The 24,421-nt window shown below is 73.2% G+C and carries 28 protein-coding genes and 2 pseudogenes; 19 read left to right on the top strand and 11 right to left on the bottom strand.

All coding sequences use genetic code 11. The annotated features are described in order from the left end of the window. Window positions 1-121 precede the first annotated feature (121 nt). The 3 genes from FM076_RS22670 to FM076_RS22660 all read left to right on the top strand — a co-directional run bounded on the left by FM076_RS22670 (window position 122) and on the right by FM076_RS22660 (window position 984). Window positions 122-421 (top strand): hypothetical protein, encoded by a 300-nt coding sequence (locus FM076_RS22670; protein ID WP_243274603.1) that lies wholly within the window; start codon window positions 122-124, stop codon window positions 419-421. A 141-nt stretch (window positions 422-562) separates the two neighbouring features. Continuing rightward, the gene (locus tag FM076_RS22665; protein ID WP_173872804.1) at window positions 563-772 is read left to right on the top strand and encodes a hypothetical protein; all 210 of its coding nucleotides are present in this window, start codon (window positions 563-565) and stop codon (window positions 770-772) included. Further along, window positions 769-984 (top strand): hypothetical protein, encoded by a 216-nt coding sequence (locus FM076_RS22660; RefSeq protein ID WP_173872803.1) that lies wholly within the window; start codon window positions 769-771, stop codon window positions 982-984. Before FM076_RS22665 ends, FM076_RS22660 begins: the two co-directional genes overlap by 4 nt. A gap of 293 nt (window positions 985-1,277) precedes the next feature. On the opposite strand, the gene FM076_RS22655 is transcribed toward FM076_RS22660, so the two are convergent. Together FM076_RS22655 and FM076_RS22650 are read right to left on the bottom strand one after the other, a co-directional pair. Continuing rightward, entirely contained in the window at window positions 1,278-2,231 is a 954-nt protein-coding gene (locus tag FM076_RS22655) for an SDR family oxidoreductase (RefSeq protein WP_173874935.1), read from the bottom strand. A gap of 83 nt (window positions 2,232-2,314) precedes the next feature. Next, on the bottom strand, window positions 2,315-3,154 hold the full coding sequence (locus FM076_RS22650; protein ID WP_173872802.1) for an SDR family oxidoreductase: 840 nt from the start codon (window positions 3,152-3,154) through the stop codon (window positions 2,315-2,317). Between the two features lie 141 nt (window positions 3,155-3,295). Here FM076_RS22650 and FM076_RS22645 point away from each other — a divergent pair, with 141 nt between their 5' ends. From FM076_RS22645 to FM076_RS22630, 4 genes are read left to right on the top strand one after another with little or no spacing between them, the layout of a single operon-like run. Continuing rightward, window positions 3,296-4,081: an enoyl-CoA hydratase family protein gene (locus FM076_RS22645; protein ID WP_173872801.1), complete on the top strand. Its 786-nt coding sequence runs from the start codon at window positions 3,296-3,298 to the stop codon at window positions 4,079-4,081. Next, a complete protein-coding gene (locus FM076_RS22640; RefSeq protein ID WP_345945165.1) occupies window positions 4,078-4,971 on the top strand; it encodes a CoA transferase subunit A in 894 nt (297 codons plus the stop codon). Before FM076_RS22645 ends, FM076_RS22640 begins: the two co-directional genes overlap by 4 nt. Continuing rightward, window positions 4,968-5,750, top strand: coding sequence for a CoA-transferase (locus FM076_RS22635; RefSeq protein ID WP_173872800.1), 783 nt, complete (start codon window positions 4,968-4,970; stop codon window positions 5,748-5,750). Before FM076_RS22640 ends, FM076_RS22635 begins: the two co-directional genes overlap by 4 nt. Beyond that, window positions 5,747-6,862, top strand: coding sequence for an NAD(P)H-dependent flavin oxidoreductase (locus FM076_RS22630; protein WP_173872799.1), 1,116 nt, complete (start codon window positions 5,747-5,749; stop codon window positions 6,860-6,862). The genes FM076_RS22635 and FM076_RS22630 overlap by 4 nt, the downstream gene beginning before the upstream one ends. A gap of 166 nt (window positions 6,863-7,028) precedes the next feature. Here the strand turns inward: FM076_RS22630 and FM076_RS22625 are convergent, their stop codons facing one another. Then, window positions 7,029-7,637 (bottom strand): NADAR family protein, encoded by a 609-nt coding sequence (locus FM076_RS22625; protein ID WP_173872798.1) that lies wholly within the window; start codon window positions 7,635-7,637, stop codon window positions 7,029-7,031. A 310-nt stretch (window positions 7,638-7,947) separates the two neighbouring features. Here FM076_RS22625 and FM076_RS22620 point away from each other — a divergent pair, with 310 nt between their 5' ends. Continuing rightward, on the top strand, window positions 7,948-8,787 hold the full coding sequence (locus FM076_RS22620) for a class I SAM-dependent methyltransferase (RefSeq protein ID WP_173872797.1): 840 nt from the start codon (window positions 7,948-7,950) through the stop codon (window positions 8,785-8,787). Window positions 8,788-8,793: 6 nt separating this feature from the next. Here FM076_RS22620 and FM076_RS22615 read toward each other — a convergent pair whose 3' ends face one another. The 5 genes from FM076_RS22615 to FM076_RS22595 form a co-directional block, all read right to left on the bottom strand. Then, complete coding sequence (locus FM076_RS22615) at window positions 8,794-9,756, bottom strand: zinc-binding dehydrogenase (protein ID WP_173872796.1); 963 nt, start codon at window positions 9,754-9,756, stop codon at window positions 8,794-8,796. A gap of 100 nt (window positions 9,757-9,856) precedes the next feature. After that, complete coding sequence (locus FM076_RS22610; protein ID WP_173872795.1) at window positions 9,857-10,768, bottom strand: TIGR03620 family F420-dependent LLM class oxidoreductase; 912 nt, start codon at window positions 10,766-10,768, stop codon at window positions 9,857-9,859. A gap of 99 nt (window positions 10,769-10,867) precedes the next feature. After that, window positions 10,868-11,629 carry an amino acid ABC transporter ATP-binding protein gene (locus tag FM076_RS22605; RefSeq protein ID WP_274598824.1) on the bottom strand — a complete coding sequence of 254 codons (762 nt, stop codon included), beginning with the start codon at window positions 11,627-11,629 and terminating at the stop codon, window positions 10,868-10,870. After that, entirely contained in the window at window positions 11,626-12,594 is a 969-nt protein-coding gene (locus tag FM076_RS22600) for an ABC transporter permease subunit (protein ID WP_173872794.1), read from the bottom strand. Before FM076_RS22600 ends, FM076_RS22605 begins: the two co-directional genes overlap by 4 nt. Window positions 12,595-12,659: 65 nt before the next feature. Continuing rightward, window positions 12,660-13,613 carry an ABC transporter substrate-binding protein gene (locus tag FM076_RS22595; protein ID WP_243274602.1) on the bottom strand — a complete coding sequence of 318 codons (954 nt, stop codon included), beginning with the start codon at window positions 13,611-13,613 and terminating at the stop codon, window positions 12,660-12,662. A gap of 559 nt (window positions 13,614-14,172) precedes the next feature. Between FM076_RS22595 and FM076_RS22590 the strand changes: the two genes are divergently transcribed. Further along, window positions 14,173-15,369 carry an NADP-dependent malic enzyme gene (locus FM076_RS22590; RefSeq protein WP_173872793.1) on the top strand — a complete coding sequence of 399 codons (1,197 nt, stop codon included), beginning with the start codon at window positions 14,173-14,175 and terminating at the stop codon, window positions 15,367-15,369. Between the two features lie 106 nt (window positions 15,370-15,475). Here FM076_RS22590 and FM076_RS22585 read toward each other — a convergent pair whose 3' ends face one another. Further along, window positions 15,476-16,288, bottom strand: coding sequence for a class I SAM-dependent methyltransferase (locus FM076_RS22585; RefSeq protein WP_173872792.1), 813 nt, complete (start codon window positions 16,286-16,288; stop codon window positions 15,476-15,478). 76 nt (window positions 16,289-16,364) lie between these two features. Between FM076_RS22585 and FM076_RS22580 the strand changes: the two genes are divergently transcribed. Further along, the gene (locus FM076_RS22580) at window positions 16,365-17,057 is read left to right on the top strand and encodes a CGNR zinc finger domain-containing protein (protein WP_345945164.1); all 693 of its coding nucleotides are present in this window, start codon (window positions 16,365-16,367) and stop codon (window positions 17,055-17,057) included. A 92-nt stretch (window positions 17,058-17,149) separates the two neighbouring features. Here the strand turns inward: FM076_RS22580 and FM076_RS35350 are convergent. Continuing rightward, window positions 17,150-17,317, bottom strand: a pseudogene (locus FM076_RS35350) (nickel-type superoxide dismutase maturation protease); the annotation flags it as partial. A gap of 287 nt (window positions 17,318-17,604) precedes the next feature. On the opposite strand from FM076_RS35350, the gene sodN reads away from it, so the two are divergent. After that, the gene (gene sodN / locus FM076_RS22570; RefSeq protein ID WP_114023847.1) at window positions 17,605-18,000 is read left to right on the top strand and encodes a superoxide dismutase, Ni; all 396 of its coding nucleotides are present in this window, start codon (window positions 17,605-17,607) and stop codon (window positions 17,998-18,000) included. 157 nt (window positions 18,001-18,157) lie between these two features. Here sodN and bla read toward each other — a convergent pair whose 3' ends face one another. Further along, a complete protein-coding gene (gene bla, locus FM076_RS22565) occupies window positions 18,158-19,138 on the bottom strand; it encodes a class A beta-lactamase (RefSeq protein ID WP_173874931.1) in 981 nt (326 codons plus the stop codon). A gap of 354 nt (window positions 19,139-19,492) precedes the next feature. On the opposite strand from bla, the gene gvpO reads away from it, so the two are divergent. The 8 genes and pseudogenes from gvpO to FM076_RS22525 form a co-directional block, all read left to right on the top strand. Further along, on the top strand, window positions 19,493-19,840 hold the full coding sequence (gene gvpO, locus FM076_RS22560) for a gas vesicle protein GvpO (RefSeq protein WP_173872790.1): 348 nt from the start codon (window positions 19,493-19,495) through the stop codon (window positions 19,838-19,840). A 130-nt stretch (window positions 19,841-19,970) separates the two neighbouring features. After that, the gene (gene gvpJ, locus FM076_RS22555; protein ID WP_173872789.1) at window positions 19,971-20,501 is read left to right on the top strand and encodes a gas vesicle protein GvpJ; all 531 of its coding nucleotides are present in this window, start codon (window positions 19,971-19,973) and stop codon (window positions 20,499-20,501) included. A 3-nt stretch (window positions 20,502-20,504) separates the two neighbouring features. Next, window positions 20,505-21,443 carry a GvpL/GvpF family gas vesicle protein gene (locus FM076_RS22550; protein ID WP_173872788.1) on the top strand — a complete coding sequence of 313 codons (939 nt, stop codon included), beginning with the start codon at window positions 20,505-20,507 and terminating at the stop codon, window positions 21,441-21,443. A 1-nt stretch (window position 21,444) separates the two neighbouring features. Then, window positions 21,445-21,663 (top strand): annotated as a pseudogene (locus tag FM076_RS34085) (gas vesicle protein GvpG); the annotation flags it as partial. A 185-nt stretch (window positions 21,664-21,848) separates the two neighbouring features. Continuing rightward, complete coding sequence (locus tag FM076_RS22540) at window positions 21,849-22,487, top strand: hypothetical protein (protein ID WP_173872786.1); 639 nt, start codon at window positions 21,849-21,851, stop codon at window positions 22,485-22,487. A 5-nt stretch (window positions 22,488-22,492) separates the two neighbouring features. Then, complete coding sequence (locus FM076_RS22535; RefSeq protein ID WP_173872785.1) at window positions 22,493-23,539, top strand: SRPBCC family protein; 1,047 nt, start codon at window positions 22,493-22,495, stop codon at window positions 23,537-23,539. 12 nt (window positions 23,540-23,551) lie between these two features. Then, window positions 23,552-23,977, top strand: coding sequence for a gas vesicle protein GvpJ (locus FM076_RS22530; RefSeq protein WP_173872784.1), 426 nt, complete (start codon window positions 23,552-23,554; stop codon window positions 23,975-23,977). Continuing rightward, window positions 23,974-24,421, top strand: a 448-nt coding sequence (locus FM076_RS22525; RefSeq protein ID WP_173872783.1) for a GvpL/GvpF family gas vesicle protein, incomplete at its 3' end; no start/stop codon positions are given. The genes FM076_RS22530 and FM076_RS22525, both read left to right, overlap by 4 nt.

Genomic DNA, 24,421 nt, shown 5'->3' with positions numbered 1-24,421 from the left:
GGGTTGAGGAGGCGGAAAAGACCGGTCGCGGTCAAAAGTCCGCCCGAAAGTCCGGCCGTGAGTCCGACGGAAACGGGCGCCTCGCCGTTGGCTGGATATGAGCCCAGCGAGGGGAGCCCACATGTCGATCAGGCACCCACAGACCTCCACCACGACGGCAAGTGCAGACCCGGACATCGTCAGGGGGGACTACCTGGTCGACGAAGAGACGCGACAGTGCGTCCCGCCCGAGCCGCCGTGGACGGGACGGGTGCAGCAGACCCGCCCGGACGGGGCCATGCAGCTCATCACGCCCACCGGCTACGCGTGGTGGGCCGCCCCGGAGCACCTGCGCGAGGCCACCCAGCGGGAGCGGGAGGCCTACGACAGGGACCGGGAGCGCCATCTCGCGGCCGTCCGACCGGTGAGGCCCTCGTCATGAGTCGTATGACGCTCCGCGTCTCCCGCGACTCGGGCCGTTCCTGGACCAGGCCGCGCACCGTCCGTGCGGCGACGGTGCCGGCGACCACGCGGTGGCCTGCCTGCCGGTGTCCGTGGTGCCGCCGGGAACGGGACAGCCACCGTGACTGAGCCCGCCCCCGCACGCCTCGCGCTGCACCGGCCCGGCTGGTACGGCACCTGCCCACGCTGCCGGGGCCCGCTGACCGTCCGCAACGACGCGCAGGACGACGGCATCAGAAGCATCGGCGCCCGCTGCCGCACCTGCTCGGGCGACAAGACCCCTACGCCCGCCGCCCCCACTGACAAGAACACCGGAGGAACGACCAGATGAGTGCCGGATGGTGCCAGTGGCACCAAGGCCACGCGGACGACGTCGAGATCATCGACGTCATCGAACGCGGCTCAGGCCCTCCCGCCGCAGCGTCCGCCTGCCTGCCCTGCGCCCGGAACATCCGCGGCATCCCTTACGGCGAGGTGGCCCGCGCGGCCGTCAAGGCCCTGGAGGCGCGTGGGGCCGCATCGAGGGGAGGGACCCGTGCCTGAGAACAGAGCGCTCACCCTTACCCGGATCATGGCCACCGCGCTGGAGCGGGACGGTGGGAGCGACGGCGCACTGAAGAGCCGCTTCCTCCGCACCCTTTGGAGGAATTGCAGCGCCGGGGACCGGGCCAACGTACTGGCCCGGCACGCGTGGCGCGCGAGGGACGAGGCGGTCACGACCGGGTGCCCGAGCACCGGTGACACCCGTGGCACCGGCGACGTCCTTGGCGCCGGTGACGTCCGTGGCAACGGCGACGCCCGAGCGCCATTGGCATCTGTCCCTGCCCGTGCCGGGGTCAGCGGCCGGCCGTCCTCGGTTCGGCGCCGTAGACCGGTTCCGGCTCGGGGGCCCGGGCCAGCAGGCCCCGGACGGCGCCGTCGAGTTCACCGGGCTCCCAGCGGGCGGCCTTGTCGGTGCGGGCCGCGCGGCGCCAGCCGTCCATGACGGTGACGCGGCCGCCCTCGGCCTCGAAGACCCGCCCTGTGATCCCCTCGCAGGCGTCCGAGCCGAGGTAGACGACCAGGGGGGAGACGTTCTCGGGGGCCATCGCGTCGAAGCCACCGCCGGCGGGTGCGGCCATGTCCGCGGCGAACGTCCGCTCGGTCATCCGGGTACGGGCCGCCGGCGCGATCGCGTTGACCTGCACCCCGTAGCGGCCCAGCTCCGCCGCCGCCACCAGGGTCAGCGCCGCGATGCCCGCCTTCGCCGCCGCGTAGTTGCCCTGGCCGACCGAGCCGAGCAGACCCGCGCCGGACGAGGTGTTGACCACCCTGGCGGCCACCGCGCGGCCCGCCTTGGACTCGGCGCGCCAGTGGGCGGCCGCGTGCCTCAACGGCAGGAAGTGCCCCTTGAGGTGGACGCGGACGACGGCGTCCCAGTCCTCCTCGTCGAGGTTGACGAGCATCCGGTCCCGCAGGAAGCCCGCGTTGTTGACGAGGGTGTCGAGGCGGCCGAAGCGGTCGAGGGCGGTACGCACGAGGCGTGCCGCGCCCTCGCCGGAGGCCACGTCGTCCGTGCTGACGGCCGCCTCGCCGCCCGCGTCCCGTATCTCGGCGGCCACCTGCTCGGCGGGGGTCTCCCCCGGTCCGGCTCCGCCGTCGAGGGCGACCCCCAGATCGTTGACGACCACCCGGGCCCCGGCGCGGGCGAACGCGAGGGCGTGCGCACGGCCCAGCCCCCGCCCGGCCCCGGTGACGACGACGACACGGCCCTCGGCGCAACGGGGTTCGGGCGCCTGCTGCTCGGACATGGTGGCCTCCGGTTCGATGGGGGACATGCTCGGGGTGCTCGGTCCCGCGGGGTGCTCGGTCCGCGTCGCGGTTCCTGCCGCGGTCATGGGTCGCGGTCCCCGCCACGGTCCGCGCCGGGATCTCCGTCAGCGTCCTCGCCGGTGCTCTTGCCGGGATCCGCGCCGGTGTCCTTGTTGACGTTGGCCGCGTCCAGGAAGGCCGGGCGTTCACCGCCGCCGTGCACCGCCAGCGAGGCGCCGGAGATGTAGCGCGCCGCGTCGGACGCGAGGAACACGCAGGCGTCGCCCACCTCGTCGGGCTCCGCCAGACGGCCCAGGGGCACGGTGGCGGAGACGGCGGCGACGCCCGCCGCGTCGCCGTAGTGCGCCCCGGTCCGCTCCGTACGGGCCATGCCCAGCACCACGGTGTTGACCCGCACGCCGTCCCGGGCCCACTCCACGGCCATCGACCCGGCCAGGCTCTCCAGACCCGCCTTGGCCGCCCCGTACGCCGCCGTGCCCGGCGAGGGGCGGCCGCCGCTGACGCTGCCCACCATCACGATGGACCCGCCCCGCGGCTGCCGCCGCATCACCGCGTGCGCGGCGCGGGAGACGTGCAGGGGCGCCAGCAGATTGAGTTCGACGACGCGGGCGTGCTGGTGCGCGGCGCCTTCGGCCAGCGGGCGGTAGGGGGTGCCTCCGGCGTTGTTGACCAGCACGTCCAGGGAGCCGGCCTCCTCGGCCACTCGCGCGCAGAACGCGTGCGCCGCCTCGGGATCGCGCACGTCGAGGGGGAGGTAGCGGGCTCGGCGTCCGTCCGCTGTGAGGGGTACGGCGGGCGGGCGGCGGGCGCAGACGACGACCTCCGCGCCGCCGCGGAGGAACGCCCGCGCGATACCGGCGCCCACGCCGCGGGTTCCGCCGGTGACGACAGCAACGGTCATGACGCTCCTCGGTGTCGTGGCGCCGCGGGGGCGTCCCGTACCCGGGCGGTGCCCCGGGGAGTCCCCGGTCTTCCCCGCGTACCGGCGCGCTGCTAGCTTCTCACCAAACAAACGTTAGGTGGAAAGGTAGCTGATCCGGACATGACTGTCTCCACCTCCACCCCGCGCGACGGCGTCGCCGTGGTGACCGTCGACCACCCCCCGGTCAACGCCCTCCCGGTGCGCGGCTGGTACGAGCTGGCGGAAGCCGTCACGGCGGCGGGCCGCGAGCCGGCGCACCGCGCGGTGGTGCTGACCGGCGCCGGCCGGGGCTTCAACGCGGGCGTCGACCTCAAGGAGATGCAGCGCACCGAGGGGACCGCAAGGAACACGGCCCTCATCGGCGCCAACCGGGGCTGCGCGGCGGCGTTCGCGGCGGTGTACGAGTGCGAGGTCCCGGTGATCGCCGCCGTGCACGGCCACTGCCTCGGCGGCGGTATCGGGCTGGCCGGCAGCGCCGACGCGCTGGTGGCGACCGAGGACGCCACCTTCGGACTGCCCGAACTCGACCGCGGCGCCCTGGGCGCGGCCACCCACCTGGCCCGCATGGTGCCGCCCCATCTGCTGCGCCCGCTCTACTACACGGGCCGCACCCTCACCGCGCGCGAACTGCACCACCACGGCGCGGTGTGGGAGCTGGCCGCCGGGGCGGACACGCTGCTGGAGACGGCGCTGGGCCTGGCCTCGCGGATCGCCGCCAAGGACGGCTACCTGCTCCGCCTCGCCAAGGAGGCGCTCAACGGCATCGACCCGGTGGACGTGCGGCGCAGCTACCGCTACGAGCAGGGCTTCACCTTCGAGGCCAACCTCGCGGGCGTCTCCGACCGGCACCGGGACGCCTTCCTGGCCGCCGGCGCAGGCCGGACGCGGCGGGAGGCGACCCGGTGACCGCCCTGGACAAACGGCTCTCCGTCCAGGAGTTCGCCGGCCGCGTCGCGTCCGGCATGACCGTCGGCATCGGCGGATGGGGCTCCCGGCGCAAACCGATGGCGCTGGTGCGGGCCCTGCTGCTCACCGGCGTCACGGATCTGACCGTCGTCTCCTGCGGCGGCCCCGACGTCGGGCTGCTCGCGGCGGCCGGGAGGATCCGCAAGCTGGTGGCGCCGTTCGTGACACTCGACTCGGTGCCGCTGGAGCCGCACTTCCGCACCGCCCGCGAGACGGGGACCCTCGCGTTCGAGGAGTGGGACGAGTCGATGTTCCTGTGGGGGCTGACGGCCGCCGCGCACCGGCTGCCGTTCATGCCCGTACGCGGCGGCCTGGGCTCCGACATCCCGCGCCACAACCCCCGGCTGCGCACGGTGGTCTCGCCCTACGAGGACGGCGAGGAGCTGCTGGCCGCGCCCGCGCTGCGGATGGATGTGGCCCTCGTCCATGTGCACCGCGCCGACGTGCGCGGCAACGGCCAGTCGCTGGGCCCCGACCCCTACTTCGACGACCTGTTCACGGAGGCCGCGACGGAAACCTATCTGTCCTGCGAGCAGTTCGTGGACCGGTTCGCGGGGCCGCCGCAGACGCTGCTGGTGCAGCGGCAGAACGTCACCGGCGTGGTGCACGCCCCGCACGGCGCCCACTTCACCAGCTGCGCCCCCGACTACGGCCGCGACGAGGCGTTCCAGCGCGCGTACGTGCGCGCCGCCCGCGACCCGGCGGCCTGGCGGGAGTTCACCGCGCGCTTCCTCGCGGGAGGCGAGGACGCCTACCAGCGCGCCGTCGCCGAACTGGCGGACGCGGACGGCACGGTCCCCGGTGCTGGGCACAAGGACGTGACACGGTGACCGCCACCGCGACCGGGGACCGGGCCGCGGCCCCGTCCGCCACCCGCGCCGAGGTCTGCGTCGTCGCCTGCGCCGAGGCCTGGCGCGGCGACGGGGAGGTGCTGGCCGCCACGGCGGGCACCGTCCCGGCGCTCGGCGCCCGCCTGGCACGGCTCACCTTCAGCCCCGGGCTGCTGCTGACCGACGGCGAGGCCATGCTGCCGGCCTCGCCCGAGGACCCGGATCCCGGGCACATCGAGGGATGGCTGCCCTACCGCAAGCACCTGTCCCTGGCCGCGCGCGGCAAGCGGCACATGATGATGGGCGCGAGCCAACTGGACCGCTACGGCAACCAGAACATCTCCTGCGTCGGGGAGTGGGCCAGGCCCCGGCGCCAGTTGCTCGGCTCCCGCGGGGCGCCCTCCAACACCGTCAACCACCCGGTCTCCTACTGGGTGCCCCGGCACTCGGCCCGGGTGTTCGTGGAGCGGGTGGACACGGTCAGCGGCGTGGGCTACGACCGGGCCGCCGAGGCGGGAGGGTCCGTCGCCCGCTTCCACGAACTGCGGCGCGTCGTCACCGACCTGGCGGTGTTCGACTTCGCGACGCCCGACCACCGGATGCGGCTGGTGAGCGTCCACCCGGGCGTCCGCGTGGCCAACGTCCTGGAGCGGACCGGCTTCACCCCGGCGGTACCCGACCACGTGCCCGTCACCCGGGAGCCGACCGGCGAGGAACTGCGGCTGATCCGCGAGGTGCTGGACCCCCGCGGCACCCGCGAGCGGGAGGTGCCCGGATGACCGGCACCCCGCAGGCCGCCGCCCCCGGCCCGCTCAGCACCCCGCTGACCTCCCTCGTCGGCGTCCGCCACCCTCTCGTGCAGACCGGCATGGGCTGGGTGGCCGGACCCCGGCTCGTCACGGCCACGGCCGAGGCCGGCGCCCTGGGCATCCTGGCCTCCGCGACGATGACGCTGCCGCAACTCCGCGAGGCGGTACGCGAGGTGAAGTCCCGCACCGGCGCGCCGTTCGGCGTCAATCTGCGGGCGGACGCCTCCGACGCGGCCGAGCGGGTGCGGCTGCTCGTCGAGGAGCGGGTGCGCGTCGCCTCGTTCGCGCTGGCGCCCTCCCGGGAGCTGATCGGGCGGCTCAAGGACGCGGGGATCGTCGTCATCCCGTCCGTCGGCGCGGTCCGGCACGCGGAGAAGGTGGCCTCCTGGGGCGCGGACGCGGTACTCGTCCAGGGCGCGGAGGGCGGCGGGCACACCGGGCAGGTCGCCACCTCGGTGCTGCTGCCGCAGGTGGTGGACGCCGTCGGCATCCCCGTTATCGGCGCGGGCGGCTTCTACGACGGACGGGGACTGGCCGCCGCCCTGTGCTACGGCGCCGCGGGCGTCGGCATGGGCACCCGGTTCCTGCTGACCCGCGAATCGACGGTGCCCGACGCCGTCAAGGCCCGGTACCTGGCCGCGGAGGTCACCGATGTCACCGTCACCACGAAGGTGGACGGGCTGCCGCACCGGATGCTGCGCAGCGAGATGGTGGCGGCACTGGAGTCCTCCGGCCGCACCGCCGCCCTCCTGCGGGCGCTGCGGCACGCCGCCGCGTTCAAGAGGCAGGCGGGCATGTCGTGGGCGGCGATGCTGCGGGACGGCCGCGCCCTGCGCCACGGCAGGAACCTCGGACTCGGCCCCGCACTGCTGGCCGCCAACACCCCGATGCTGCTGAGGGCCGCCATGGTCGAGGGCCGCACCGACGCCGGGGTGATGGCCGCCGGGCAGGTCGCGGGGCTGATCCGGGACCTGCCCTCCGTCGCGGAACTGGTGGAGGCGACGGTCGGGCAGGCAGCGGCCCTGCTGGCCGGACCGACCACCCGCACCCCTGCCCCGCGGACCGGCGGCACGGACCCCTGACCCGTGCGCCGGTCAACCACGGGCCTCTGGCCCGTACACCCATGGCCACGGTCCCCTGGCCCCTGGCCCGTGGGCCGGTGGCCCGTGGGCCGGTGGCCCTTACGAACCGGCCCGTACGCCGCCGTCCGCGTCCGTCTCCCGGTCCGCGCGGCTCCCGGTCCGCGCGTCACCGGCCCGCCGGAACCTCCGGTTCCCCGGGTGTGCGGCGGGCCAGCGCCGCGCGGGTCTCCATGAGGGCGAAGCCGAGGAGGTTGGCGCCGCGCCAGCGCGCGGGGTCGCCGGCCCGCTCGTCGTCGGCGGCCAGCCCGATGCCCCAGACGTGGTCCAGCGGACTGGCCTCGACCAGGACCTGCCCCGCCGTGCTCCGCAGGAAGCCGGCGAGCCGCGCGTCCTGCCCGAACTTGGCGAGGTTGGCCTCCACCACGATGCCGAACCGCTCCCGCTCCCAGGTCTCCTCGTCGAAACCGCGCACCTGACGGCCCAGCGCCTTGGCCGCGCCCGGACCCGGGGCGGCGAGCACCCGCCGCTCGGTCTCCGCGTCGCCGAACAGCCGCGCCTTGGCCGCCATCATGAAGTGCTCCGCACTGGCGTACTCCACCCCGTCCACGGTGAAGCGGGCGGGCCACCACTGGCTGAGGCAGCCCGGCCCGACCCGGCCGCCCCGGGGCGGCCGGTGCCCCCAGAAGAACAGGTACTTCACCCGGGCGCCGCCCCGCACCACCCGGCACAGCTCCGCGACGTCCCGCGCGTCGGTGCCTGCCGCCGCCTCCCGCATTCCACCCGCCTCCTCGTGCTCATCCCGGCGCGCAGCCTCGCAGCCCGCCGCCCGCACGGCCACGGCTTTTCACCGGCTCACTTTTCACCGGCTCCCCGCGGAGCGGTCCCCCGCCGGAGCGGTGGCGGCGCGCCGTGCCGGCCGCCCGTGGCCACCCCCAGGGGGGACCGGAGGGGGCCGTACGGAGCAGTTCACAAAACTGCCGCCGGCCGCGCGCCACAAGACTGGCAGCACCAGCACGATCGCCCTACCACCGCACCGGAAGACCCACGCGGCCCCTCCCCGGCGCCGGGACACAGACGGAGCACCCATGGCCAGCAGGAAGAACCTCCTCGTCGACCGCACCGCCCTCGCCCACAAGGTCCGCTACGCCCTCACCCACCCGCAGCGCGTCCCCCGCCACCTCAAGCGTGCGGGCCGTGACCGCTGGCTGGCCTTCAAGCACCGCGACCATGTCAGCTACTACCGCGCCGTGATGGCCTCCGACACGCGGCGCAATCCCGAGGCCGCGGTCGGCAGCCCCACCCATGAGGAGTGGCTGCGACTGGGCGAGCTGCAGTTCGACTACCTGCGGGCGCACGGGCTGCGCCCCGGCCACCGGATGCTCGATATCGGGTGCGGCAACCTCCGCGCGGGCTGGCGCTTCATCGAGTACCTGGAGCCCGGCCACTACTACGGCATCGACATCTCCCCCGATGTGCTGGTCGCGGCGAAGCGCACCCTGGCCACCCGCGGACTCCAGGCCAAGCTGCCCCACCTGACCCTCACCCAGGACCTCACCCTGGACTTCCTGCCCGACGCGTACTTCGACGTGGTGCACGCGCACAGCGTCTTCTCCCACTCGCCGATCGAGATCATCGACGAGTGCCTGGCCCACGTCGGCCGCGTCCTGGCCCCCGGCGGCTTCTTCGACTTCACCTTCGACCGTACGCTGGGCACCGAACACCAGGTGCTGCGCGAGGACTTCTACTACCGCACGGAGACCCTGACCGCGCTCGGCCACCGGCACGGTCTGCGGGCCCGTTTCATGGACGACTGGGAACTGCTCGGCCACGGCCAGTCCAAGATCCGTGTGACGGCCGGGCCGGCGCGCTCCTCCCGCGCCGCCGCCCCGGCCGCATCCGGCCGGACCGGGGAGCTGTCGCCGTAGCCCGCGTCACACCGTCAGGACGATCTTCCCGAACAGTTCGCCGTCCGCCATCTTCGCGAAGCCCTCGCGGGCGCGGTCCAGGGGGAGGACCGAGTCGATGACGGGGCGGACGCCCTTGGCGGCGCAGAAGTTCAGGAGTCCCGCCAGCTCCTCCTTGGTGCCCATGGTGGAGCCGACGACCTTCAGCTCCAGGAAGAAGATCCGGTTCAGTTCGGCGGCGGGCGGGTTGGGGCCGCTGGTGGCGCCGGAGATGACCAGGGTGCCGCCCGGCCGCAGGGATTTGACCGAGTGCGACCAGGTGGCGGCGCCCACCGTCTCCAGTACGGCGTCCATCCGGTGCGGCAGCCGCTCGCCCGGCTCCACGGCGGCCTCGGCGCCCAGGTCGAGCGCGCGCTGCCGCTTGGCCGCGTCCCGGCTGGTGGCGAAGACGCGCAGCCCGGCGGCGGCGCCCAGCACGAGGGCGGCGGTGGCCACGCCGCCGCCCGCGCCCTGCACCAGCACCGAATCCCCGGGCCGCACGCCCGCGTTGGTGAACAGCATCCGGTAGGCCGTCAGCCAGGCCGTCGGCAGGCAGGCGGCTTCCTCGAAGGACAGCCCACGCGGCTTGGGCAGCACGTTCCACTGCGGTACGGCCACCCGCTCGGCGAAGGTGCCCTGGTAGCGCTCGGTGAGGATGGAGCGCGGCTCGCGGGGACCCACGCCGTGGCCGGTCTGCCCGATGACGGAGTGCACCACGACCTCGTTGCCGTCGTCGTCCACGCCCGCCGCGTCGCAGCCCAGGATCATCGGCAGCGACTCCTCGCCCAGCCCGACGCCGCGCAGCGACCACAGGTCGTGGTGGTTGAGCGACGCGGCCTTGACGGCCACGGTCGTCCACCCGGGCGGGACTCTCGGCTCCGGCCGCTCGCCCAGCTCCAGCCCGGCGAGCGGCTGTTCCTTGTCGATACGTGCGGCGTAGGCAGCGAACATGCCCCGACGCTACGCCGGACCGCCGCCGTCCCGACAGACCCCGCGGCCATCAAGCGATCAACGTCACCGTGGTGGCCGCCGGGCCCCCGGCCGCGCCGGTTCAGTCCGCGACCGGCAGCGCCTCGGCCAGGGCGCGCCATTCGGGCAGCGGCAGGTCGGTGCCGGTGTTCGCCGTGACGACCTGGAGCGCGACGTGGTCGGCCCCGGCGGCGTAGAAGTCGTCCACGCGGGCGCGGATCCGCTCGGGGGTGCCCAGGGCGAAGACGGCGTCGATGAGCCGGTCGCTGCCGCCGTCGGCGAGGTCGTCCTCGGTGAAGCCCAGTCGCAGCCAGCTGTTGCGGTAGTTGGCGAAGCCCAGGTACATCGCCAGGTAGTCGCGTGCCAGGCCGCGGGCCTCGTCCCGGGCGGCGCCCTCGGGCAGGACGATCGCCTTGAGTTCGGGGGCGAGCAGCGGATCGGCGCCGAGGATGTCGCGGGCCTCGGCGGTGTGCTCGGGCGTCACCAGGTAGGGGATGGCGCCCAGGGAGCGCTCCTTGGCCAGCTGGAGCATCCGGGGGCCGAGCGCCGCCAGGGTGCGCTGGTGGGGCGGTACGGGGCGCGGCGCGGAGTCCAGGACGTCCAGGTAGCCGCGCATCGCCGCGTAGGGGCGGTCGGCCAGCGGGTGGTCCACGCGGCGGTCGTTGCCGGTGGGCTTCTCCTCGTGGCTGACGCCGAGGCCGAGGAGGAAGCGGCCGTCGTGCGCGTCGTTCAGCTGGGCGTGCCGTGCGGCCACCTCGGGCGCGACGTGGTCCCAGATGCTGAGGATGCTGGTGGCCACGGTGGCCCTGGTGGTGGCCTCCAGCAGCCGCTGTGCCATGTCGGGCGAGGGGCTGCCGCCGATCCAGAGGGTGCCGTAGCCCAGCTCCTCCAGTTCGGCGGCGGCCTCGCCCACCTCTTCCCGCCGCGCGGGGTCGTCCATGCGCAGGGCCGTGGCCCAGATGCCCACCTTGCCGAGTCGTGCGTTGTATGCCATGGCGCCCACAGCATCACATCGGGCCCGGCTATTCCAGGAACGCGCTGCGTCCGGCCGCCCGCGGGCCGCCCGCAGCGCTCCCGCCCGGGCGGCCCCTGCTCACAGCACCTTGGAGAGGAACGACTTGGTGCGCTCGTGCCGCGGGCTGGTCAGCACCTCGCGCGGGTTGCCGGACTCGACGACCACACCGCCGTCCATGAACACCAGCGAGTCGCCGACCTCCCGCGCGAACCCCATCTCGTGGGTGACGACGACCATCGTCATGCCGTCCCGGGCGAGCGCCTTCATGACGTCCAGCACCTCGCCCACCAGTTCGGGGTCGAGGGCGGAGGTCGGCTCGTCGAAGAGCATCAGCTTGGGGTCCATCGCCAGCGCGCGGGCGATGGCGACGCGCTGCTGCTGGCCTCCGGAGAGCTGGGCGGGGTAGTTGTCCCGCTTGTCGGCCAGTCCGACGCGGTCGAGCAGTTCCTCGGCGCGCTTGCGCGCCTCGGCCCTGGGAACGCGCTTGACCTGGACGGGCGCCTCCATCACGTTCTCCACCGCGGTCATGTGCGGGAAGAGGTTGAAGCGCTGGAAGACCATGCCGATGTCGCGGCGCTGGGCGGCCACCTCGCGGTCGCGCAGCTCGTAGAGCTTGCCGCCCTTCTCGCGGTACCCGACCAGGGTGCCGTCCACGTACAGCCGCCCGGCGTTGATCTTTTCCAGGTGGTTGATGCACCGCAGGAAGGTGGACTTTCCGGAGCCGGAGGGGCCGACGATGCAGAAGACCTCGCCGGTCCGCACCTCCAGGTCGATCCCCTTGAGGACCTCCACGTGCCCGAACGACTTGCAGACGCGTTCGGCCTTGACCATCGTGCTCATGCCCCGGCACCTCCGGTTCCCTGTGCGCCCGAGCCGGTGCCGCGGCCCATGGCGAAGAGGTTCTTGCGTATGCGCTGCCACGGGGTGTCGGGCAGCTGGCGGAGGGAGCCGCGCGCGTAGCGCCGCTCCAGGTAGTACTGGCCGACGCTGAAGACGCTGGTGATGACCAGGTACCAGACGGTGGCCACCAGCAGCAGCTCGACGACGGCGCTGGAGTTGTTGCCGATGTTCTGCGCCTTGCGCAGCGCCTCCTCGTACATCACCACGGAGCACAGCGAGGAGGTCTTCAGCAGGTTGATGAACTCGTTGCCGGTGGGCGGCACGATCACCCGCATCGCCTGGGGCAGCACGATGCGGCGCATGTTCTGCCCCTGGGTCATGCCCAGCGCCTGGGACGCCTCGGTCTGCCCCTCGTCCACCGACTGGATGCCGGCCCGGCAGATCTCCGCCATGTAGGCCGCCTCGTTGAGGCCGAGGCCGAGGAGCGCCGCCATGAACGGCGTCATGACGTCGGTCATCTCGTCCTTGTAGATCGGCATGATGTCGAGGATCGGGAAGATCAGCGCCAGGTTGAACCACAGCAGCAGCTGCACATAGACGGGCGTGCCGCGGAAGAACCAGATGTAGCCCCAGGCGACGGACGAGGTCACCAGATTCTTCGACATCCGCATGACGGCCAGCACGATGCCGCCCACCAGGCCGATGAGCATGGCCAGGACGCTGACCACGATCGTGTTCTTGACGCCTTCGAGGATCTGGTCGTCGAAGAAGAAGTCACCGACGGCCTCCCAGCGCAGCCCCTCCGCTGTCGCGAAGGCGCGCACCAGCAGCGCCAGCAGGACGAGCACCACGACGGCGGAGACGTACCGCCCGTAGTGCCGTACGGGTATGGCCCTGATGGCCTCCGGGGCGTCCTGGGGGCGGGCCGTCGCCCCGGTGGGGATCTTGTCGGTGGATGGTGTCACGGGTGCCTCTCAGCGTCCTGTGGATGCGGCTCGTGGGCCTGTCGGGGTGTGGGGGGTGGCCCGGCTCAGGAACCGGCGTTGATCGCGGCCTTCTTCACGCCGCCGTCCTGGACGCCCCACTTCTCCAGCGCCTGCTTGTAGGAGCCGTCCTCGATGATCGCGTCGAGGGCGGCCCGGAGGGCGTCGCGCAGCTCGCGGTTGTCCTTGCTGACGGCCATGCCGTAGGGGGCCGACTCCATCTGGTCACCGACGACCTCGAAGTCGCCGCCCGTCTTGGCGGCGTTGGCGGCGACCGGGAAGTCGGAGACGTCGGCGACGACGGCACCGGTCTTCAGCCGCACCCGGGCCTCGTCGTCGGTGTCGTACGCCTCGACGTCGATCTTCCCCTTGCCGTCCCCCACGCACTTCCTCGTCTGCTTCTTGAGGATCTCGTGCGAGGTGGTGCCGCGCTGGGTGGCCACCTTCCGGCCGCACATCTGGTCCACGGAATCGATCTTCTCGGGGTTGCCCTTGCGGACGAGGATCGAGGAGCCGGCCGACAGGTAGTCGACGAAGTCGACGCCCTTGCCCGCCTTCTTGCCCTTGTCGTCCAGGCCCTCCTGGCGGTCCTTGGTGTCCGTCATCGCCGACATGATCATGTCGAAGCGGCCGGTCTGCATGGAGGTGATCAGACCGTCGAAGGTGCCGTTGGTGAACTGGAAGCGGACGCCCAGCTTCTTGCCCATCGCGTTGGCCAGGTCCACGTCCAGGCCGACGATGTCGGCGCCCTCCTTGTACTCCATGGGCTTGTACGCGGCGTCCGTACCGACCTGGATGACGCCCTTGTCCCGGATCTTCTGCGGGAGCTTCGCGTTCAGTCCGCTGCCGGCTCCGCCGCCGCCCTGCGCGCCGTCCGTCTGGTCGCCGCAGCCGGCCAGCAGCAGGGCACCGCTGACCGCGAGCGCCAGGGGCACGAGCCGGGCACGTCGCGCGACCCCGCGCGCGGTCCGGCCTGCGGACATGGGCCTGGTTGCGGTCATGGGCGGATCCTCCTGGCGGTGAGGGGGCAGCCGTGGGGTCGGGCACACACCTGCGGATGTCGCGACCGTGTCCGACGGGTGAACGGGTGAACGGATGGGGGCATCCTGCCATCCGGACCGGTGGGTGCAGGACGGCGGCGAGGTCAAAATCGCATAACGGAGAAGCCAATCCGATTACAGGGCGGCCGGTGAGGCCGTAGAGGGCGCGAAGGGAACCGATACCCGCCGCCCCGTCCCGCGCGCCCGCGCCCGTGGGGCTTCGTGACCGTTGCACCGGTATCGAGGGGCTTGAGCCGGTATCGAGGCGCTTTGGCCAGCATTCCACCAGCCTGGGGAGCACCGCGGCCGGAAGTGAGTCGTCCCCGGCGGCCGTTGTCGGGTAGAAAGGTCGATTACACCCCTCACCCGGGGACCAGGGCGTGTGTGCGGCGCGCCCGGCGTCCGTCCCTCCCTCCGGGCCGCGGCCGACCGCTCGCCCGGGAAGCGGACGCGGTGCCCGCCCGTTCCTCACAGCAGGGAGCGGTCACCCTCACCAGATTCGACAAAGGGGTTCAACACAGTGGCAGCGGAGATCGTCAATCAGAAGGACGGGCTGGAGCCGGACGTCATCGATCCGGCGTTCGCCCTGCACCGGGGCGGCAAGATGGCCGTGCAGGCGACGGTGCCCGTGCGGGACGCGGACGACCTGTCCCTGGCCTACACACCGGGCGTCGCGAAGGTCTGCAGCGCCATCGCCGAACAGCCCTCACTCGTCGACGACTACACCTGGAAGTCCCAGGTGGTCGCCGTGGTGACCGACGGCAGCGCGGTCCTCGGACTGGGCGACATCGGCCCGCGGGCCTCCCTCCCGGTGATGGAGGGCAAAGCCATCCTCTTCAAGCAGTTCGGCGGCGTGGACGCCGTGCCGATCGCCCTCGACACCCAGGACACGGACGAGATCGTGGAGACGGTCGCCCGGCTCGCGCCGTCGTTCGGCGGGATCAACCTGGAGGACATCGCGGCGCCCCGGTGCTTCGAGATCGAGGCCCGCCTCAAGGAGAAGCTGGACATCCCCGTCTTCCACGACGACCAGCACGGCACGGCCATCGTCACGCTGGCCGCGCTGCGCAACGCCGCCAAGCTGAGCGGGCGCGCGCTGGGCGAGCTGCGCGCCGTCATCTCCGGCGCGGGCGCCGCGGGCATCGCCATCGCCAAGATCCTCATCGAGGCGGGCATCGGCGACGTGGCCGTCTGCGACCGCAAGGGCGTCGTCTCCGGCGACCGCCAGGACCTCACCGAGGTCAAGCGGGAGCTGGCCTCCTTCACCAACAAGGGGAACCGCACCGGCACCCTGGAGTCCGCGCTGGCGGGCGCCGACGTCTTCATCGGCGTCAGCGGCGGCACGGTGCCCGAGGAGGCCGTCGCGACGATGGCCGAGGGCGCGTTCATCTTCGCCATGGCCAACCCCGACCCCGAGATCCACCCGGACGTGGCCCGCAAGTACGCGTCGGTGGTCGCCACCGGCCGCAGCGACTACCCGAACCAGATCAACAACGTGCTGGCCTTCCCCGGGGTCTTCGCCGGCGCCCTCCAGGTCCGTGCGACGGACATCACGGAAGGCATGAAGCTGGCCGCCGCCGAGGCGCTGGCCGCGGTCGTCGCCGACGAACTCAGCGCGAACCGGGTGATCCCCTCCCCCTTCGACGAGCGCGTCGCCCCCGCCGTCACCTCGGCGGTGGCCGCGGCCGCCCGCGCCGAGGGCGTCGCCCGCCGCTGACCCCTTCAGAGGGGCGCCGCTTGCATGTGACGCACGCGTGCCGGACAGGCTCGGCGAGCCCGTCCGGCACACGCGTATCCGGCCGCGCCGGCCGGGGCGTCCCCGCTCAGCGCAGCCCGAGCACCAGGGCGTCCGTGGGGGACGCCCACACCGTGCGGGCCTCGGCGAAACCCACCTCCCGCAGGGTGGCGGCGTGCCAGGCGGCGCTCTGGAACTCCTCGTTGTTGTGGTCGTGCCGCACCTCGGCGGGGTTCCCGAACAGCGCGAACCGCTCCTCGGCGACCCGGGCCAGGGCGGGGTCCTCGGAGAGGGCACGCCACCAGCCGCCCCAGTCGAGGGCACCCTCACCCAGCCGCCGCTGCCGCCGCTTCTCCTCGTGGGTGTGCAGGGCGGCGTTGATGCGCGGCGTCGACTCGTCCGGCATGTGGTCGGCGTTCATGAAGACGCCGCCCTCCCGCACCAGTCCGGCGATCTGCGCGTAGAGCGCGCGCAGCGGCTCGGTGCGCATCCAGTGGAGCGCCGTCGCGGTCAGTACGGCGTCGAAGGGGCCCCTCTCGTCCAGTTCCTCCCCCAGCTCTTCGCCGAGCCGGGCGGGCCAGTCCTCCTCGCTCAGGTCCAGCGTCACGAAGCGCGCCCGCTCATCGCCCTCGAAGGTGCCGCGTGCGAGGGTCAGCAGCGCGGGGTCGCGGTCCACGCCGACGGTCCGGGCGTTCGGCATCCGCTTCAGCAGGCGGTCCGAGATACTGCCGGTACCGCACGCCAGGTCGAGCACCCGGGGCCGGGTCCCCACCAGGGCCTCGGTCGTCTCCAGCATCACGCGGAACCGCTCCTCGCGGTCGGGCAGGTACCACTCCTGCTGGCGGTCCCAACTGTCCTGCCAGGCCCGCCAGTCGGCTTGGTGCGGTGCGTGCGTCGTCATGTCCGTCCTCCACCGTAATACCCTCGTACCGGATTCGCTCATTACCGACGATAGAAGCCCGCCGTAAGGATCACAAGTGGAACTCAACTATTACTCTGATTTGGCAGTGCGGTTGGTGAACAGCGAGCAGCCCGAGCGCGGGGAGGACACCCTCACCTCCGTCGACGCCGTGCGCGAGCTGTTCGGGGCGCACAGCACGATGGCGCGCCGCGCGACGGAGGCGGACGTGAGCCGGCTGCGCGCCGTCCGCACCCGGCTGCGCGCCGTCTTCGCGGCGGCCTCGGAGGGGGACGAGGTCCGCGCGGTCGACCTGCTCAACGCCCTGCTGATGGAGTTCCCGACAAGTCCGCAGATCTCCGGACACGGCGACCTGGACGACGAGGGGCGCCCGCGCTGGCACATGCACCTGGCCGAACAGCCCGCCAACGCGACCGCCGCCTACGCGGCGACGGCCTGCATGGGGCTGGCCTTCCACCTGACCGACCTGGGCGTGGACCGGCTCGGCATCTGCCAGGCGACCCCCTGCCGCAACGCCTACCTCGACACCTCGACCAACCGCTCCCGCCGCTACTGCTCGGACCGCTGCGCCACCCGTGCCAACGTGGCCGCCTACCGGGCCCGCAAGCGCCGCGAGAACAGCCTGGACCGCCCGGTGGAGGCCGGGCGCGAGGCCGACGGCGACGCCGCCGGCGGGCGCGGGCGCAGCGGCCCGGTCAGCGGCCGCACCGCACCGGCCGCCCAGCGCACCACCGAGGCCGGCGAGGACTGACCCCGGTGGCGGGGGCGCAGCCGCAGCCAGGCCCGCGCGACGACCAGTTCGTCCGGTACGACACCGAACTCGCGGCTGTCATTGCGCACCAGCGGATTGTCACCGCACACCCACCAGCCGCCGGAGCGCCGCTCGACGGCCCGTTTGACGATGAGCAGGTCGTGCTGGAACGGATGGCGCAGCACGACGACGTCACCGGGGTGCACAGCGGCGCCGTAGACGACGACCAACTGGTCGCCGGGGCGCAGCGTCGGCTGCATCGACGGGTTGTAGACCTCCGCCAGCCCGATCCTCTTCAGCGGTCCGCCGCGCCTCACACCCCCGCCGCGCTCCGCACCGTGTGTCGGACCGCCCTGCGGCGTACCCTCCGGCATGTTCTCCGCCTCCGGTCGTCCCGGCCGCGCCGTCGCGCCCGGCCGCTGTTACTCCAGCAGGTCCAGTCAGCGACTGGACTTTTGTCCTAAGCCCGTGGGGGCACACGCGAAAAGGCTTCCCACACGGAGTAATCTCGCACGTGAGAAGACGATCACGAGGAAGGATGGCTTTTATGCTCTCCCGACTGTTCGCACCCAAGGTGCGGGTCAGCGCCCATTGTGACCTGCCGTGCGGCGTCTACGACCCCGCGCAGGCCCGTATCGAGGCCGAGTCCGTGAAGGCCATTCAGGAGAAGTACCAGGCCAACGACGACCCGCACTTCCGCGCCCGGGCCACCGTCATCAAGGAAGAGCGCGCGGAGCTGGCCAAGCACCATGTCTCGGTGCTGTGGAGCGACTACTTCAAGCCCCCGCACTTCGAGAAGTACCCGGAGCTGCACCAGCTGGTGAACGACACCCTCAAGGCGCTCAGCACGGCCAAGGGGTCCACCGACCCGGCCACCGGGCAGAAGGCGCTGGACTACATCGCCCAGATCGACAAGATCTTCTGGGAGACCAAGAAGGGCTGAGCCCGCACGGGCCCGGCAGCGCTGCCGCGGCCCCGCGCCGCGGGGCACGGTGCCACGTGCAGGGGGCACCCGGGAATCCCGGGTGCCCCCTTCGCACGCCGTCCACATGCCGTCACCGCCCGCGGAAGGCCGTGCGGCGTTCCGTGCCGCGGGCCGGTCAGCCGAGGGTGTCGGCGACGACGGTGGCCGCCTCGGACACGAGCCGGTCGTCGTAGGGCGCGTCGTACGCGTCGCGCTTGGACATGACCGACACCACGATCGGCGCCTTACCGGGCGGCCGGACGACGGCGATGTCGTTGCGGCTGGCGTGCCGGCCCGCGCCGCTCTTGTCGCTGACGCTCCAGTCCTCGGGCACCCCTGCCCTGATCAGCTTCGTTCCGGTCGGGCTGTTGAGCATCCAGGCGTCGAGCTGCTTCCGCTCCCGCTTGCCGAGGCCCTTCCCCAGCAGCACGGACCGCAGGTCCTTGGTGAAGGCGCGGGGCGTGGTGGTGTCCCGCGGGTCACCCGGTGTCGCCTCGTTCAGGTCCGGCTCGTACCGGCTGACCTGGGTGACGTGGTCGCCGAGGCCCTCCAGGAAGGCGTCGAGCTCCGCGGGCCCGCCCAGGTCGCGGAGGAGGATGTTGTCCGCGCCGTTGTCGCTCTGGCGCACGGCCGCCTCGCACAGCTCCCGCAGGGTCAGCTTCTCCCCGACGTGCGCCTCGGTGACGGGAGAGTGGCCGACCGGGTCGCTCTCCTTTACGGTGATCTCCTTCTTGTCGAGGCCGTCGAGCGTGTACTTGTCCAGCACGGCGGCGGCCGTGAACGCCTTGTGCGTGGAGGCGTAGGCGAAGCGCTCGTCGGCGTGGTAGCCGACCCGGCGTCCCGTGCCGGTGTCCACGGCCTGCACCCCCAGCCGGGCGTCGAACTTCCGCTCCAGCTCCGCGAGCCGGCCGGCCACCTTCGCCCGCGTCGCGGCGGAGGAGACGGCGGAGGAGGCGGAGAGGGCGTGCGTGGCGGAGTGTCCGTGCGCGGCGGAGGGGTTCGGCGCGGCGGGCCGGGAGGAGGAGGCCAGCGCCTCCTGGCCGGCGGCCGTCAGCGGCACCACGAGCGCCAGCCCGAGAGCGCCCAGCACGGCGCGGCGGGCCGTGGTCGTACGCATGGTCATCGATACCTCCGGTGTCCAGGGACCGTTCGGGACGGGCGCGGCGACGCGGGCACGGCGGCGCCGCCACGGCGCCCCGGGCCGCGTCCGCACGACCGTCCGCCCAGGCCGGAAGCCTCTTACGGCCGTACTCATGCTGTCCAAGACCGGATCGCGGCGAACGATGCGCTTTCCGCATGAGTCATCTTCCGCATGAGTCACCGGGAGCCGCCGCACTTCCGCCCGGCCGGGAGCCACCGCCCTTCTGTCCGGCCGGGAGCGGGACGGGCCGCGGGGCCGGCCTCCGGAGCGCGGACCCGTACGGCTCAGCTCCGAGTGCGCGCTGCGAGGGGCCGTGCACAGACTGTGGTCATGCCTGAGCAACGTGACCGGCGCACGCGGACGGCGACCAAGTCCGCCTCCTCTTCGAAGCGCTCCGCCAGCGGCTCCTCCGGCGGCTCCTCCGTCAGGGGCCCCGAGGACGCGGCGCGGCGGGCCTGCCGCGGTCTGGACCGGCTGATCGGCCACCGCACCGAGGGCATCTCGGCGGTGCGCCGGGCCGAGGAGGGCTGGCGGGTGCACGTCGACGTGCTGGAGGTGCCGCGCATCCCCGACACGACCAGCCTGCTGGCCACCTACGAGGTGGAGCTGGACGGCCGGGGCGAACTGACCCAGTACCGGAGGATCCGGCGGTACCGGCGCGGCGCGAGCGACGACTGAGGCGGCCGTGACCCCGCCCTCCTCCCTCCCGCCCCCCGTGCCCCCCACGCCTCCGGTGCCCTCTCCCGTCCCGCCCCTCCCCCTCGCCGGTCCCGTCCCCGGTGCCCTCCCCGCCCGAGAGGAACCCTCCATGACGACCACCACCTACACCGAGGCCGTGGCGTGTGTCCCGCGAGCCGGGACCCTCTACGACGTCCTCGAACTCATCCTCGACCGCGGCATGGTGATCGACATCTTCGTGCGGGTGTCGCTCGTGGGGATCGAGATCCTCAAGATCGACGCGCGGATCGTGGTGGCCAGTGTCGATACCTATCTGCGCTTCGCCGAGGTCTGCAACCGCCTCGACCTCAACCAGGACGCGGCCAGCAGGACGGTGCCCGAACTCTTCTCGAGCATGGCGGGCGGGGTCAGGAAGACCGGTGCGAAGCGGGCCGTCCAGTCGGTCGGCGGCAAGGTCAAGGACGCCATCGGGGTGGGCGACGAGGACGAGGACGACGCCCGGGACGCGGAGGAGGAGCCGGCGGAGGAACCTGTGGAGGCCGAGGAGCGGCCCCGCGCACGGCGCTCCACCACCGGCACCCGCAGCGCGAGCGGTACCCGCACCCGGACCCGCGCCACGAACGGCACCCGCACCCGCGCCCGCCGCACCGAGGAGGACTGAGGCATGGGCACCGCACAGTCGCCGGGCGCCGGGCAACCGACAGGCACCCCGCAGACGCCGGGCACCGCACAGCCGTCCGGCGCCACGCAGCCTTCCGGCACCGCGCAGCCTTCCGGCGCCACGCAACCGCCCGGCACCACGCAACCATGCGGCGCCGCACAGCCGTCCGGCAGCGCACAGCTGTACGTCTACGGGATCGTCCACGCCGGCCGGGCCCTCCCCGCCCGGCTGCGCGGCGTGGGCCGGCCGCCCGCGCAGGTCCGGCTGCTGCCGGTGGGCGAACTCGCGGCGGTGGTCAGCGATGTGCCGGACGACCTGCGGGCGCGGCGCCGGGACCTGATGGCCCACCAGGAGCTGCTCACCCGGCTCGGCACCGGGGCACCCGTGCTGCCCATGCGGTTCGGCATGGTCGCCGAGGACGCGGCCACGGTGGAACGGGCCGTCGCCGCCGCCGCGCCCACCCATCTGGCGGCCCTGGCCCGGATCAGCGGCCGCACCGAGATGAACCTCAAGGCGATGCCCGCCCAGTCCCAGGTGGAGGCGCTGGTGAGGGAGGACCCCGGGCTGCGGCGGCTGATGGCCCAGGTGCGCGCCCGGCCCGGCTACGAGGCCAACGTACGGCTCGGCCAGGCGGTCGCGGAGGGACTGGCCCGCCGCGCGTCCTCGGCCGCCGACGCGGTACTGGCCGAACTGCGCCCCCTCGCCGACGGCTTCGTCCGGGGCCCGGACGTGCCCGGCTGCGTGCTCAACGGCTCCTTCCTGGTCCCGGACACGGCGAGCGAGCGCTTCCGCGAGGTGGTGGAGCGGTTCGCCGCCGCCCACCGCGACCGGGTGGAGCTGCGGCTGACGGGCCCGCTGCCCTGCTACAGCTTCGTGCCGCAGGAGGGCGAACGCCCCGAGCCCGCACCGGCGAAGGCCGGGCACGCGGCCGTCGGAGGCTGAGGTGGGACTGTTGAGCGGTGTGCTCCTGCTGCCGCTGGCCCCCGTACGCGGGGTCGAGTGGGTGGCGGGCCGGCTGCTGGAGACCGCGGAGAAGGAGCTGACCGACCCGGCCACGCTGCGGGCCCGGCTGGGCGCGCTCAACCGGGCCTTCGAGGACGGCGAGATCACCGAGGAGGAGTTCGAGCGGGAGGAGGAGCGGCTGCTCGACCTGCTGGAGCGGCGCGCGCCGACCGCGGTGACCCGCACCCGGGTGTGCACCACCGACGACGACACGGCCCCGCAGGACGCGAGGACGTCGACGGAACCGGGCGCGGAGACGTCCCCGGAACCGGAGACGCGGCCGCGCGCGGAGCCGGGGGAGACGACATCAGGAACCGAGCCGGACCGAGCCCCAAGGAACCAGTCATGACCGACAGTCGCAAGACGGCCGTCCTCGTCGCCACCGCCGGCGGCTACTTCCTCGGCCGTACCAGGAAAGCGAAGCTGGCCCTGGCCCTCGCCTCGCTGGTGGCGGGGCGCCGGCTCGGGCTCGACCCGAAGCATCTGCTGGAGAAGGGCGTCCGCAAGGCCGCCGAGACGCCGCAGTTCGAGGAGCTGACCGAGCAGGTCCGGGACCAGTTGGCCGACGCCGCGCGGACGGCGGTCAGCTCGCTGGCCAACCGCCGCATCGAGGCCCTGACCGACGCGCTCCGCGAACGCACCGACCGGCTCTCCGGGGGCGGCGGACCGCGGGACCGGGCCGAGGACGAGGACGAGAACGGGGACGGGGAGGAGAACGGGGGCGGGGACCAGGACGAGGACCGCGACAGGGGCGAAGGCGGGGACAGGGCCGAGGACGGGAGCGCGGGCAGCGGCGGGGGCGCGGGAGAGGGCCACAAGGGCCGGGGGGACCGGGCGTCGGGCGAGCGGCCGCGGAAGAAGGCGGCGTCGCCTCGTCCCGGTGCGAAGTCCTCGTCCGGCGGTACCGGCAGGAAGTCACCGCCCGGTGACCGTCCCGGCAGACGTGCGGCCAAGCGGCCCGCCGACCGGTCGGCCAGGAGGTAGGCGCCATGGCCGCACAGAGCAAGCACACGGGAGACGGCGACTCGCCCCTGCAGCAGTTGCGGGAAGAGTTCCTGGAGTACCTCGGCGCGGTCGGCCGGCAGGTGGTCGGAAAGGTCACCGACAAGCTGACGGACGTCGCGGAGCCGGGCAAGCTGCTGGCCAAGGCGGGAGGCGGCGACGGTGACGGCGGCGGGCTCGCCGGTGTGGCGTCCCGCGCGGCGCAGGGCGAGAACCCCGTGAAGGCGTTCGCGAAGGAGAAGGCCAAGGGCGCCAAGGACAAGGCCGTCGGCAAGGCCAAGGAGGCGGTCGGCGCCTCGGGCGACCGCAAGCCCGGGGACCTGAAGGCCATCAACATCATCGAACACGTCGACATCGGCCGTCCGCTGCGCGTGGTCTACAACCAGTTCACGCAGTACGAGGACTTCGGCAGCTTCATGAACGGCGTGAGCAGCGTCCGCAAGGACGAGGAGGACGAGACCAAGACGTCCTGGAAGGTGCGCGTCTGGCCCTCGTCCCGCGGCTACGAGGCGACGGTCCAGGAGCAGATCCCCGACAAGCGCATCCAGTGGACCTCCGAGGGTTCGAAGGGCACCACCCAGGGCGCCGTCAGCTTCCACCGCCTCGACGAGAACCTGACCCGCGTCACGGTGGTCTGCGAGTACTACCCGTCCGGATTCGTGGAGAAGACCGGCAACATCTGGCGCGCCCAGGGCCGGCGGCTCCGCCTCGACCTCAAGCACTTCCAGCGCTACGTGACCCTCAAAGCCGAGGAGGTGGAGGGCTGGCGCGGCGAGATCCGCGACGGCGAGGTCGTCCGCGGCCACGACGAGGTCGTCCGGCAGGAGGAGGAAGAGGAACGGGAGGACCGGGAGGACCAGGAGCCCGAGGAGGACTTCGATGAGGAGGGCGACGGCGAGGGTGACGAGGACGACTACGAGGGCGAGGACGAGAACGAAGACGGCCGCGAGGACGAGGAATACGAGGCCGACGAGGGCGACGAGGGCGACGAGGAAGAGGAAGACGAGGAGGAGGACCACGATGACGCGCGGTGAGGCGGAGCGGCCGTGAGCGAACACACCGTCGAGCGGCCCCTCTCGCACGCTCCCTCGACCCCGTCCGGACCGGCCAACCTGGCCGACATCCTCGAACGGGTCCTGGACAAGGGCATCGTGATCGCCGGGGACATCAAGATCGACCTGCTGGACATCGAGCTGCTCACCATCCGGCTGCGGCTGTTCGTCGCGTCGGTGGAGACGGCGAAGAAAGCTGGGATCAACTGGTGGGAGACCGACCCGGCGCTCTCGACCCGCGCCCACCGGGACGCCGTCGAGGAGGAGAACCAGCGCCTGCGGGAGCGGATCGCCGAGCTGGAGCGCGGCGATGCGGACCAGGCACCGGGCGGACACGGCACCGGTGGGCACCGGGACGCGGGCTGGGACGCGAGCCGCACCCACGCCTGGCAGCACGTGAAGGAGGGACACCCCAGATGAGCCGGACGACGGGGACGGCACCCGACACCCTCACGCCCCCCGACGCGACCGCCGGCCGTGCCCCGGCCGCGGAGGAGGGGACGTCGGCCGGGGCGGACACGTCAGCCGGTCCCGGAACGCCGGACAGGACAGGGGCGGAGGCCGGGGTCGCCACCTATGTGTTCGCCGTAGGCCGGGGCTGCGACGCGGCGGCGCTGACCGGGCTCCCGGGCCACGCGCCCGGGACGCCTCTGCGGCTGCTGCCTTTCGGAGAGCTGACGGCCGTGGTCCAGGACGTCCCGGCGGCGGCGTTCACCGAGGACGCCCTGCGCGAACGGCTGGCGGACCGCGTGGAGCTGGAGCGCTGCGCCCGCGCCCACCACGAGGTGATCGCCGCCGCTGCCGCCGGGGCGCCGACGCTTCCGCTGCCGCTGGCCACCCTCTACCGGGGCGACGCGCGGGCAC

The sequence above is a fragment of the Streptomyces albus subsp. chlorinus genome (assembly GCF_013302895.1).
GTDB lineage: Bacteria > Actinomycetota > Actinomycetes > Streptomycetales > Streptomycetaceae > Streptomyces > Streptomyces chlorinus.
Note: the sequence above shows the minus strand (reverse complement) of the source record. Positions and strands in the feature narration are given on the sequence as shown.